This window comes from Thermococcus sp. LS2, assembly GCF_012027375.1.
Lineage (GTDB): Archaea > Methanobacteriota_B > Thermococci > Thermococcales > Thermococcaceae > Thermococcus_B.
On the sequence record NZ_SNUI01000003.1, the window covers coordinates 273920 to 286632 of the forward strand.

General features: G+C 42.8%; 7 protein-coding genes. 5 read left to right on the top strand and 2 right to left on the bottom strand.

Going from position 1 to position 12713, the window contains the following annotated elements:
• Positions 1–8: 8 nt before the first annotated feature.
• Together E3E24_RS06275 and E3E24_RS06280 are read right to left on the bottom strand one after the other, a co-directional pair.
• Positions 9–5384 carry an LAGLIDADG family homing endonuclease gene (locus tag E3E24_RS06275; RefSeq protein ID WP_167885244.1) on the bottom strand — a complete coding sequence of 1792 codons (5376 nt, stop codon included), beginning with the start codon at positions 5382–5384 and terminating at the stop codon, positions 9–11.
• Positions 5384–5878: a DNA replication complex GINS family protein gene (locus E3E24_RS06280; RefSeq protein ID WP_167885243.1), complete on the bottom strand. Its 495-nt coding sequence runs from the start codon at positions 5876–5878 to the stop codon at positions 5384–5386. The genes E3E24_RS06275 and E3E24_RS06280 overlap by 1 nt, the downstream gene beginning before the upstream one ends.
• Positions 5879–5999: 121 nt before the next feature.
• On the opposite strand from E3E24_RS06280, the gene E3E24_RS06285 reads away from it, so the two are divergent.
• The 5 genes from E3E24_RS06285 to E3E24_RS06305 are packed head-to-tail and all read left to right on the top strand — an operon-like array spanning position 6000 to position 12711.
• Positions 6000–6512 (top strand): metallophosphoesterase, encoded by a 513-nt coding sequence (locus E3E24_RS06285; RefSeq protein ID WP_167885546.1) that lies wholly within the window; start codon positions 6000–6002, stop codon positions 6510–6512.
• A 49-nt stretch (positions 6513–6561) separates the two neighbouring features.
• Positions 6562–7749 carry a hypothetical protein gene (locus E3E24_RS06290; protein WP_167885242.1) on the top strand — a complete coding sequence of 396 codons (1188 nt, stop codon included), beginning with the start codon at positions 6562–6564 and terminating at the stop codon, positions 7747–7749.
• Entirely contained in the window at positions 7736–8785 is a 1050-nt protein-coding gene (gene rtcA / locus E3E24_RS06295) for an RNA 3'-terminal phosphate cyclase (RefSeq protein WP_167885545.1), read from the top strand. The genes E3E24_RS06290 and rtcA overlap by 14 nt, the downstream gene beginning before the upstream one ends.
• 15 nt (positions 8786–8800) lie before the next feature.
• Positions 8801–11698 carry a transglutaminase domain-containing protein gene (locus tag E3E24_RS06300; protein ID WP_167885241.1) on the top strand — a complete coding sequence of 966 codons (2898 nt, stop codon included), beginning with the start codon at positions 8801–8803 and terminating at the stop codon, positions 11696–11698.
• On the top strand, positions 11695–12711 hold the full coding sequence (locus E3E24_RS06305) for a hypothetical protein (RefSeq protein WP_167885240.1): 1017 nt from the start codon (positions 11695–11697) through the stop codon (positions 12709–12711). The genes E3E24_RS06300 and E3E24_RS06305 overlap by 4 nt, the downstream gene beginning before the upstream one ends.
• Positions 12712–12713 lie beyond the last annotated feature (2 nt).

The window sequence follows — 12713 nt, forward strand, 5'->3', positions numbered from 1 at the left end:
TAACCTTTTCACAGTACTTTATAGTAACCGTTCCTTGGTTCATAAATCCTTGAACTAGCTTTAAGATCTTCAATAAGCTTTCTAACTTCTTTCTTATCAATTCCTGCTCTCACGGCCTCCTTAATTATGTCATCTATTGGGGCACCATATTCTGATTGGTCTTGAAGAGCTTCAATTATCTCCAGCACTTTTTCAACCTTGTTTATCTTCCTCGCCGATTTGCCAACTTCAAGGATTGAAATATCCATGACGCCTTCTTCATCAACGGCTATCTGCCTCAAGGTGTATTCAACAAGCTTTATCGCTTCTCTCGCATCTTCCCTGGTAACTACCTCACTCAAGCGCATCCTTGCATGTGCTTCACTGAGTCTTATCAGTGCTTCAAGCTGTCTGGCAGTTATTGGGATTGGCTTTATTCCCTCACTCTCCGTAGTTTTCTTAAGACCCTTTCTCATCTTGACATAATAGTGGAGAATCTCATCCATGGCTTCCCTGCTGAGAACTGGATGAACATTCTTCCTTGCATAAGCTATGTATTTTTTGAGCAAATCATACGGAATCTTTGGAGTTATAGCTTCAGCTTCTCCTTTTCTAACTTTCAAGATGTGAGATGCGATTTCGGCATCAAGCTTTTCATTAGGCTCATCTATGAGGACAAATATGAGGTCAAATCTGCTGAGCAGAGTTGGTGGTAAATCGAGCTGCTCCGGAAGAGGCTTCATCTTGTTGAACCTTCCATGTTTTGGATTTGCAGCAGCTATAACTGTTGTTCTTGCGTTTAAAGTTGCTGTAATGCCCGCTTTTGAGATGCTGATTGTTTGCTGCTCAAGCGCCTCGTGTATAGCACTTCTATCCCTATCGCTCATCTTGTCGAACTCGTCAATTAGTGCGAAACCACCATCTGCCAGCACCAAAACACCAGCTTCCAGCACCCAAGAGCCTGTAAACTCGTCGCGGACGGCTGCAGCCGTATTGTGAACCACGAAGCCGTTGGCAATGAAGCTGTGAGAACCTTCAACTGTGAGATCGTAGACGTAGTCGTAGGGACTTCTGATTGTTTTTACCTCTCTCACTTTCTCCCATAAGATGTCAGAGTAAGCGAGTTCTTCAAGGACATGAAGTTTGTTCTTGATTTCTTCTTCTATTCTGGTAATTTCACTAAGGATCCACGCAAGTTCATTGTAAGTCTTTTTGTCTCTCCCTTCAATGAGCCTTGCAACTTTCACTAACAAACCATAGGGGAGCTTCTTACTTCTTTTCCTCATGAACAGTTCATAGAATTGACTATAGTCCATACTAAGTTCTTCTGGTTTGATTAAGTTCCTAATTCTGGCCCTTATTTCACTTGGTAACTTAACGGGAACGTTTAAAATGTTCGCATTTTTCCTAAGTCTCTCAACAACCCGCTGGAGAGATCTTCTCGAGATTGGTTTTCCTTTTTCAATCGCGCTTCCAAAAGAGGAACCGTAAACTTCATTTATGCCGAGTCCATAGAAAGTTCTAATTTCTTTTATTGGCCCTCCGACTCCAGGAATGACGTCAATGTTCGTATCGCTTCTCGACTGTTTGAGCTTTTCAAGGAGAAGTTCAAGCTTTTTAGCTTTCTCTGGGTGTTCAAAGCCTATATATGTTGCAAACTTAAGGGCATTTTCTCCGTAAATCTTCAGCTCCCAGCGGTCGTGCCTTGAAACAACGCCTCTTCCATTTATCTTTGAGATCATCCCAGCTCTTTTGCGCTTCCTTAAATGTGCGACTATTCCAAAGCGGAGAAGAGCAAGCTGCAATTTTCTCGCGAGTTTCTCACTAGCAGTATCAAGCTCAATGTATGACGAACCACCTTCGCGGATGACAACTGTTCCATCACAGTCGAACAGACCACGTATGAATGCTGCAAGAACGTTCTTCGGAGCCACCATAAGCTGAGGCCCTATGTCGAGCGTTGAAGACTTTGGAGACATTGGAATGCCAAGCTTATTGAGTACGTGTGCAATAATCTTTGAGTGGAATCTAACAGCTGGCACGCGGTTTTTCTGTCTGATTTCCTTTACCTCAACGCCAAACAGCTCCTCTGCTAGTTTTTTGAACTTCTCTCGTATAAACTCATTGCTGTTTGAAAACCTTATCGAGACTCCCCAGCCCGCTCTTGAGACGTCTCCATCCCCAGCGATAAGACCTGCAAAGTATGCGAGCTTTTCATCAACATACTTCGGAATTTTGAGCTTAGTTCCAGCCTGCAGAGACACGTATTCTGGCTCTATCTCTTCCAAACTTGCCTCAGCCAATTCAATCAGCCGACGAAGGTGCTTCATACGAATGTTACCCCGGGAGTTGGGTTTCACCCAATGGTAATAAACCGAGTCTTCACTTACACTGAGCACTCTTGCAAGCTCTCTCTTTGTTATTCCAAGATTTTCACACGCTTTTTCTATGAGCTCTTTTACCTTGCCCTTTATCCCGTAAAGTACAAGATCGTCAAGGTCTTCAAGGAGTTCAAGGGTCAGCAGGGGTTTCTCCTTCACTTCCAGCTTCCTGACGGTAGCAACATAATCATTGGAGGAAATATCCTTTGCTTCCTTCCATGTAATGGTTTCGTTTTCTAGCGTCATGAGCTTTGTTTCGGACGTTAGGAGGATTTCTTTTCCTGTTGTTGTTCTGATTTTTACGAGATTCTTAGGAGCCCTGAGCTTCCACACTTTTCTGAGCAGATTTTGGGATATCTTACCTCTCTCTATTGAAACAGTCTCCCCGAGGAATGGAGCGTAGTTTATGCCCTTGTCATATTCAATCGAGCCAATCTTAGACAGCCAATTTTCAGTAAGAGCTCCTATTTCAAATCCACCGTTTTCAGTCACCACAACTGAGTCCGGAGCAACACACAGACCAGCTGCCGAAGAGCTCTTACCACTAGTATAGATCGCTCTTGGAGCTAAATTGGCAACATAGCGTAAAATTTGGCTGTTATGGACAAAGAAATCGTTTGCGATAAAGTTGTGATGCTCTGGAACCTGTAAATCGTAAACCCATGGATGTTCAGGAGCGTATTCCTCAATTGCTTCAATCTCATCCCAGTAAATATCCGAATTAGCAAGAAGATCAAGCAATGCTACTTTATCGGCAACTTTTTCATTCTGATAATGCTTTAGGGTTTCAACTATTTTCTTTAGCTTTTCCCTACTTGGCCGTCTGTCATTCCTTTCATAGTGAAGATAAGTTGAACGATTTATTCCCATATCTTTCTGCCTAAGTCCAAGCTCGAGACGGATTTCTTTTAATAGACTCCCTACTCCCGGAATAACGTCAGTATTCGTGTTAAAGTCAACTGCTATAACAGACTCTAATAACTCCTTCTTTCTTTCAATGCTAAAGCCAACATTTTTAGCAAACTTAATTACATCCTCACCAGTTATGAACAAGCGATAGTAAGTTTTTGTCTCTTTCATTTTGCCATTTGTGGCTCTTGCTTTAGTAGCATGAAGCTGAGATTTCACACCCAATCTTAAGAGAAGATGCTGAATCCCCTTGAGAAGTTCTTTTGACGCTGAAACTACAGTGATCTTTGGTCTCTTCCTGTCTACAGTTCCTTCAACATCAAAGTAACCCCTAAGAAATGCAACTATATCTGATAGCCTTGCACCAAACAGCTGAGGTGGGACAATCTTTTCAGCTGACTTTGTTGCTATTCCCAAAGCCTCCAATAGGCTGTAGAACTCTATGCTACATACATAGACTTCCTTAGCACTCTTTCCTTTGTGAGAGTTCCGTATAGTTGGATTAAGACCGAGTTTTCTGAGGTAGTTATAAACCGTTAATATTAATGTGCTGTCATCATTGGTGAAGTAGACAGTAGCACTTCCATCACGGTTTTGAGCATATCCTTCTCCAACAAGCAATCCAATAACATACCAAAACTCCTCATCAGCGAACTCAGGGAGCTTAAGATGAATGCAATTATTTGCCTTAGACTCTCTAATTTGAATTTCACTCAATTTAACAGGCTTCCCCTTTGCCTTAATCTCGCGTGGGACTGCAATTAAATCACCAACTTTAAGCTCCTCTGCTTTTCTCGTCTTGAACTGTCCTCCTTCAAAGATAAAGAATGGATGGGTTGGAGTTACCTTAATTTCCCTTCCACTCTTTGTTCTTATCTTGTACATCTTTTCAGGTGCCATTCTTTTCCAAGCTATGTTTGCCTTAACTTTTCTAACTTTAAGAGTTTCAGCATCTAATGCATACAGCTCTAAATTAATTGGTGCATAGACACCGTCATTTACTTTACCAAGCGTTCCAGAGGCTTCTGCTTTTCTTATAGCCTCTTCAACAATATCCCCAATCTTTGCTAAGCTACCATCAGATAGAACTATCTTTGTATCGTAATCAACACACTTTGCCACACCAGGATCTCCAACAAGCAGAACGTGGCTCTCTCCTCTCAACTTAGTACCATCAGGTAATTGCCTCGTAACACCGCCAAACAAAGCAAGGGCTATCCCCTTCTTAACCTCGCGATAGCCGTAAATAGCCGGAGCTATTGAATCCACAATTGCATCAACTATATCCTTCCTCTTCGCCAATTCCCTAATCTTCTGCTCATCCTCTGGCGTAATCTCAAGCTCTTCAATCTCCTTGCTTATCTGCTCTATATGATTAACCTCAAGTATCTTCTTAAAAATCGGCCTCTTTTCTCTCTGCTCCAAAATCACTCTTAAAATGCCAGTTATTACAACCCTATCACCTGGTAAAGCAGAGTCAACTAAATCGTCCAATAGAATTGCATCAACGAAGCGAGGCATTTGTCCACCTTTCAAGCTTTCAGGTCTATCTTGCAGTCTAAATGTCTGCAGATTGATGAAATTGCTCTTATCAACATCAAGCTCAATGTTTTTACTTCCACACTGGTCGCACTTGGAGGGCTTAACCAGGGAAGCAAAGGGTTTCTGCAGGCGAATCATCTCATTCCCACAGTCCTTACACACAAAAACAGCCTTAGATACATACGGCTTGACTTCGCTCATTCTAGTAATAATCCCTTCAACTTGAATGAGCTTGTTTATGTGTTCACTGCCCAGCTCCTTAACTAAGAGGGTTTTTGGTAAATTATAAAAGCGTGCATGAAGCTTTAAGGGCTCCTTCCTAAAAAATTCCTCTTGGAGGATTATCTGAAGTGCATCTTCAGCTGCTAGTAAAGTTTCTTCCGGGTTGTCCAAAAGCTCTTGAGCTAATTCTGGATCAAATCCATTTAGATGCTCCCAGTTTATTGAAATTGAGTGCTTTGGAATAACAGTTAAGATGTCGCTTATTTTATTAAGATAAACTTTATTGCCCTTGTCATCAGAATACTCTCTAAGAAAGCTTACAAAACGGTTAATCATCTCCTCCTTGTCCATTACTTCTCACCTAGCCACTCATTTCTTATTTTAGAGATTTGAAGATAGACTCTCCTCTCCTCTGGAGACAACCTCGAAAGAACCTCCAAGCTATTTGGGCGGAACATTATTGCATTGAGGATTTTATTAAAGCGAAGCCTTTTGAGGTAGTGATACTTCTTTTTTAAGTTCGCCAACCTTGTCATCTTTGCATTTAAGACGTCAACGTTGCCTTCAAAATTCTCCTTTATATAGTTCTCCAGATAATAAATGTAAAATTCAGCTCTCTCATAAAGCCCTTCTGGAATTGGGGTTATAGGCTCACTTTCTTTCTCCTCCGCAATAACCCTATCAATTTCACCTATGACTTTTTCAGCCTCATCTATTATCTCAACTACTCCACTTTCCCAGAGCTCCTTAGCCTTCCAATCTTCAATTAAAACCATATCTCCCGCTTTCCAATCACCAAATGGTTTAAGCAGCTTCACAGCAATTAGAGTCCTACCTGTGAGCATGAGCATCACCTGGTTGTGTCATCTACTATGTGGATGTCAAGATTTCTTAAACTTTCCCACATAGATAACATTGGGGGAAACTCTATAAACCCTAAGGAAAAAGAGAACTAAGGTGATAATCATGTTAATTGGGATAATGAGCGATACTCACGACAATCTGCCCGCTATAGCGAAAGCTGTTGAGCTTTTTAACAGAGAAAAAGTTGATCTAGTGATTCATGCAGGAGATTATGTAGCTCCCTTCGTTAAAAGAGAGCTCTCAAAACTTAAAGCACCATTAAAAGGAGTTTTTGGAAACAACGATGGAGAGAGAAGAGGTCTGAATAAGGCGTTAGGAATTTCAGAAGAGGTACTTGAGATTGACGCAGATGGTATGAGAATTATCGTTCTTCATGGGACAAATGAAAAGGTTGTCGAAGCTTTTGCAAGGAGTCAACTGTATGATGTGATAGTAAGGGGGCACACTCACAAATATGAAATCAGAGAAACGGGAAGAAGTATACTCGTGAATCCTGGAGAAGTATGTGGATACCTCACCGGAATCAAAAGCATTGCATTTCTTGATACAAAGAAAAGGGAGATAAAGATAATTAACCTAGATACAGAAGAACCACTTGGCTTTATGAGCCTTTAGTGAAAAACGCTATAAATTTTGAGAGCAAAAAGAAAAAAAGGTAAGGGATATGGAGGAGTTATCAGTTCCCAAAGAAAGATACGACTCTCTTATTTTTATTGGAATGCACCGAGATGGCACAATCGAGTTCATTAAAGTTTATGGAGAAGACAAAGAGAAAACTCTCGAAATACTGAATCGCTTCTTCAGTGAAAAGAATCTCCATCCAGCGGACTTTGTCCTTGTTGATGAAGGATTTGAAGATGTTGGAGATAAGAAAATAATAAGTACACGAACAGAGGAAGAGCTTTCAGCATACTTAGCCAGATTGGGTCTAAAGCTGCTTTCTAACGGTGTGCTGTACCTAGAAGGGAAAGACAAAATCTATCAGATAACTGCTGTAAGCAAAGAACTGTTGAAGAGAATTAAGGAGCAAAAAGATAACCAAGAAGATCCTGAAGCCGCAGAAATTGAGCCTTATGTGGATTTGAAGTCCGTGACGGATGAAGTTCCCAAAGAATTTCTGAGCTCATTAATGCTCCTAGAGCTTAGAGAGGATGCAATAATAATCAACGAAGCAGAGGTTGATTTGGATAAGATACTTAGGAAATGCATCAAAGGAAGGGTAAAAATACCGCGATACTTGAAGATTCATGAAAACATCATACAAATTTTTGACGAGGAAATTCACGAAAAGCTTGCTTCCCAAGTTGAGTGGGTCTTAGTAAAGACCCCCGTAATTTGTTGGGACTATTATGTTGACAGCATGGAGGAATTTGAATTTAGAAAAGTTGAGGACAGAGTCTACTCTGCACCTCTCTTTTTGAAAGCCTATCGCGGATATTTAGTACTTTCAGAGCCCCCCGTAGAACTCGTTAGAAAGCTCAAAAAGATAAAGAGCAGAGGATATGCGAAGTTCCCGATTGGAGTTAGGTATTATAAGATACCAGTTGATTTCACACTCATTATTGAAACCAAGGATGCTGATAAATACAAAGGCTTGGAATTCCCAGTGAGAATTAAGTTCCCGATCTTTGATGAAGAAATGCTGAAAAAACTTTTCTTAAAAGAATTTGGCATTGAAAGTCCTCTCTCAGTTCTTAGACAGCTCCCCAAGGAATATAGAACGATGAGAGCTCTTAAAGACCTAAAAAGGCTTGTTGAAAAGCTCAAACTCAGAAATCCAGAGAAAGGAGCATCAGAGCTTTTAAAGGCAGCATTGGTAATAATGATTGGTGAAGGTCATGAAGGTTATTGATGGGAGCTATGGAGAAGGCGGAGGTCAAATCCTGAGGACAGCGGTAGCGCTATCAGTCATTACTGGAGAACCTATCAAAATCATCAACATAAGAGCGAACAGACCAAATCCAGGTCTGAGACCCCAGCACTTACACGGGATTTTAGCATTAAAGGAGCTCAGCAATGCAAAAGTGAAGGGAGCCGAAGTGGGTTCAAAAGTTTTGGAGTTCTATCCTGGCAAAACTCAGCCAAAGCACATTAAAGTTCCAATAAAAACTGCAGGAAGCATTACACTTGTTCTTCAAGCTTTGTTGCCAGCTATGGCTTTTGCCGACAGAGAAGTTACTTTCGAGATAACTGGAGGAACGGATGTTCCATGGTCACCTCCAGTTGATTATCTAAAGCACGTTACGCTCTTTGCTCTTGAAAAGATAGGGCTCAAAGTCGAGCTCGAAATAAAAAGAAGGGGGCACTATCCCAAAGGGGGAGGAGTTGTTGTGGGAAAAGTCGAGCCTTGGGAAGAGAAAAAAGAGCTCAGAGCTACAAGATTTACAAAAATTGAGAGCTTTGAAGGGATAAGCCATGCAGTAAAGCTGCCATCTCACGTTGCAATTAGGCAAGCAAAAGCAGCAAAACAAGTAATTGAAAATGCCTATCCCAATATACCTATTGATATTATAGAGGAGTACTACGAGCGAGACAAAGACCCTCACTTAGGTCCGGGAAGCGGAATTGTTGTGTGGGCAAATACTGATGTTTTACGCTTAGGCGGTGATGCACTTGGAAAGAGAGGCAAGCCTGCAGAGGTGGTTGGAGAAGAAGCGGCAAGAGAGCTTTTAGACCAGCTCAAGCCGAGGCATGCTGTGGATAAGTTCCTTGGAGACCAGCTCATTCCGTTCTTGGCTTTTGCCGGTGGTGAGATATGGGTGAGCGAGATTACAAAGCATTTAGTGACAAATGTCTGGGTTATCGAGCAGTTCTTTGGAAAAGTGTTTGAGGTCGAAGGAGAAGTCGGGAAGCCGGGAAGGATTAGGGTTGTAAGAAAAAGCCTATAAGGTGCGGTGATAAGGATGAGGCGTTATGCTGCCTCGATCCTTCTTCTTATGCTGTCCACTTTTCTCCTTCTTGCAGCTAAAAGCTACTCTCCTCTCCCACTCATTATTCAACAGAGTTATGAGGAGTACTCTAATAGTCCTGATATTTCGGAAGTAGCCCCAAGCGAGATGCCCTCCAAAACTGGAATACTCTTTCTTGTGTCTCCTGGCCCTAAGCTGTATCTCCGCGAGGAGGTGTACGACTTTTTTGATGGCCAACGCTGGTCTAAGCAACGTTATCCCTCTGAAGGGTTTCTCATCTTACCAAATTATCCCAATCAAACGTTCACCGTACACATAACTCTCCTCCATCCAAGAAAAAGGCTTATCACAACACTATATGCCGTTAACGTTTCTGTTCCTGCTGAGTATGATTCCCGATACAATCTTTACACAGCATACACCCCAATCTCTGAGTACTCCTTCACTGCCGTGCAGTTTCTCATCCCTCCAGAAGTCCTCAGAAATTTGAAAGTCTGTTCTGATCCAACTTATCTCCAACTACCGCAAGTTTCCAGCAGTGTGATTGAGCTTGCAAGAACTGTGACATATGGCATTACAAATGATTACGAAAAGGTGCTAGCAATAGAGGGATTCCTCAAAGAGAACTACGAACATGCCTCCAGAGCAGGGTCTCTTGAAGATTTCCTCCTTAGATCAAGAAGGGGAAGCAATCTGGATTTTGCCTCATCTTTTGTTGTCCTGGCCAGGCTGAATGGTATTCCCGCAAGGCTTGTCAGAGGTTACGTTGTTGAGCCATCCAATCACACCCGCCCAGTTACCGGCAATGATTTTCATTATTGGGCTGAGGTTTGTTTCCACGGAGCAGGCTGGATAATCTTTGATCCAACACCGAAGAAAAGCACGGTGACAAGCATAGCAAATATAAGCCATGAGATATTACTTGACAATGCTCAAGCTTCTTACAAAGAGGACTGGGTTAGTAACAAGATAGACGTTCCAGTTAAAGAAAACGAGGTTCTGTATATTCCTGTATGGAATGGATCATACTCATACATTAGGGTTGGTGAAGGGCCCTTGGACATTGTCAGTCTCCCTGAACTGCTCACTCCTGGAGAACTAACGGTTGTCAACTTAATTGGAGATGTGCAGGAGATTACCGTTAATGGAAGCTTAGATGTTTTGCAAAAAGGAAATGAGCTTGTAATAACTGCTCCAGAAACGCCTGGAGTATACTATGTGAACATCACAAACGGAAAGTCCCTCCTAAGATTTCCTATAATAGTCGTTGGCAATGCAACTGTTGAGCTGACCAAGTATCCTCAAAGGATAAAACCTGGTGAAAGTTTTGAGGTAGCTGGCAGGGTTACCTACAATGGAACACCCCTCGATGGGGGTGAAATAAGAATCGTGATAGGAAGAACCAAGGGGTCAGAAGATTATATCCTTGGACATGGCGAAGTTCATAACGGCATCTTCGAAGTCAAATGCACTGTTCCCAACACCATTGCTCCTGGAAAGTACTGGCTGGTAGCCAAGTACAGCTCGCCCCTCTACATTGGCGACAGTGATCCCATAGTTGAAGTGCTTCCAGTAGTTACAGTATCACTGAATGTAGATGATACGGTTTCCGCTGGGAGCTTCAACCTCTCTGGATGGATCAGTAAGAACGTTCCCGTTGAGATTAGGGTCGACGGAAAAACTGTGACCACAGTAACTCCAGATTCAAGTGGCTACTTCTCCCTTCTACTGAATCTTACACCAGGAGAACACGAGATAACTGCAGTTCCTATCTCTTCAGACTCAGTTCCAGTATCAAAAACTCTGAGGGTCATCAAGACAGATTTTAATATAGTACCCCTTGTGGAAGGAGGAAAGGACTACCTTGAAATACGCGGTACTGTCGAAGGCATGAATAGCGGCAGTCTAACGATTGAGACTCCCTCTGGTGTCTTCCCAGTTTCTGTAAAAGAGGGCAAGTTTAGCCTTAAAATCCCTGTGGACTTTCCTGCCAAAGACGAGACAACTTTCCCAATATTCATAAGAAAGAATGACAACATCTTGGCTCAGAGGAATATAGTCTTAAGTTCTGGTACCATAGACATCTCCCCCAACGCTCTCACGATTTCCAAGCTGGATAACAAATTCGTAATCTCTGAACCACAGAAAGGAGAGAGGAGTCTTAAGCTGAAGGTCTTTGACAATCTTGGAAACCCTCTTGATGGTAAACTCAATCTTGACATCGGTGGAAGAAAAATTAATGTAGACATCAGTGACGGAATTGGAAAGATTGAACTTCCTGACCTTGGTTCCGGCACCAGCTTGCCAAGTTTAAAGATCTCAGGTTTCAATGCCTCAATGAGTAAGGATGCGCTTCTACTTCTCCTAGCACCCCTGGGTTTGCTTGTCATCGTTGTCATTGCAAGGAGAGTAGAACTTGGCGAGACTATTGAGAGCATCAAGACATTTAGCAGCCCAGAGATAATCTTAGAGAGAAATGTGTACTTAGTTGGAGAAAAGATCACTGTTGAGCTCTCAAAAGAAGGTGAACTCCTTGTTGATGGGAAGAGCATTGGTGTTGGAAAGAGCTTCACGCTATCCCTTCCTGAAGGAGTTCACGAACTGGCCAGCGGCAGGAGAAAAAGAACGGTCTATGTTCTGAGACCAAAGGACGCCGTGATCAAGCTCTATGAGGATCACTTCCTCCCCTTTGCTTCCTCAAAGGGGGTAAGAATAAAAGATGCGACCCCGGAGGAGATAAGGAGAGCTCTTAAGGAGAGAGGGGTTAATGGGGAGCCATTACGGAGGGTCACGAGGATATTTGAGATAGCGAAGTATGGTGATGCTGAGCTTTCCAGTGAAGACTTCCAGAGGTTTTTAAACGCTCTTAAGGATATGGGGGTGATCAAGTGAGGGTAAGGGCAGGAATGATTGTGTTTCCAGCTCTCATGGCATCAATATACTTCCTGTTCAACCAACCCCCAGTAAGCGAATATAAAGAACTTCTCATACCACTAGAGTATCTGTTTCTCTTCCTGTTTCTCGGAAGCGTTACCGATAGCCTTGGCGTACCCGTACTGCCAACCCTTCTCAGAGGAGCAGGTATTGCTGTTTTTGTCTACACTTATCCTGCCATACCCCAATATAACCCCACAGAACTGAACTTCCAAACTGGGTGTGCACTGCTAATTGTTGGGCTAACCATTATGAAAATTGCCAGCGATGCACCAAGACGAGCTGACCTTTTGATTAGAGGTGTGGGAACTCTGCTAGTCTTTATGGGCATATCCCGCCTTCTGACAGACAACGGCTTCCCCACTGGCTGGTCAAGGCTGGTGCTCTACCTTGGCTTCGCGCCACTACTCGTCTACATATTTGCCTTCCTTGAGTCCCTTGCCGGAGAGAGCTTTCTGGAGAGACATGCCAAAGGTCTTATCATTGCGGTTGGGCTGATTTTAATATACGGCTGGGGCAGGGAGTACTTGAGCGTGTACTTTCCCGAGCTGGCGTTTTTCATTGATATAGCCCTCTTGGGCATAACCCTTGGAATAATAGCTCTCCTCCTCAGCCGATTTCTCTCATCTCCTGACATCGAAGGGTACCTCATTGGAGAATGGGAAAAGCATGAAGCCCGGGTGAAGATAAGCGAGGACAACACGCTGAAGGAAGCCAGAGAACTGATAGATGATTTTGTAGTGCATAAGAAAAAACTTCCTCTCCTCGCCTACCTAAGCTATTACGGCTCCAAAGTCCTCTCCAGCCCAGAAGAACTTGAGAAGCTGATAGAACCTCTTGCTGAATATCACGAAACCCCCCGCTCATCACTTACCCCTGGCTGGCTTGTGAAGAAGTATGAGAGGATTGATATGGAGAGGAGAATCAAAATAGTTGAGGAGGTCATTAGGAGATTAAAAGGACGGAGGTGAAT

Excerpts from the sequence above, each read along its gene's own strand:
- E3E24_RS06275 (WP_167885244.1), bottom strand. The coding sequence starts at position 5,384 with ATGGACAAGGAGGAGATGATTAACCGTTTTGTAAGCTTTCTTAGAGAG.
- E3E24_RS06280 (WP_167885243.1), bottom strand. The coding sequence starts at position 5,878 with ATGCTCACAGGTAGGACTCTAATTGCTGTGAAGCTGCTTAAACCATTT.
- E3E24_RS06285 (WP_167885546.1), top strand. The coding sequence starts at position 6,000 with ATGTTAATTGGGATAATGAGCGATACTCACGACAATCTGCCCGCTATA.
- E3E24_RS06290 (WP_167885242.1), top strand. The coding sequence starts at position 6,562 with ATGGAGGAGTTATCAGTTCCCAAAGAAAGATACGACTCTCTTATTTTT.
- rtcA (WP_167885545.1), top strand. The coding sequence starts at position 7,736 with ATGAAGGTTATTGATGGGAGCTATGGAGAAGGCGGAGGTCAAATCCTG.
- E3E24_RS06300 (WP_167885241.1), top strand. The coding sequence starts at position 8,801 with ATGAGGCGTTATGCTGCCTCGATCCTTCTTCTTATGCTGTCCACTTTT.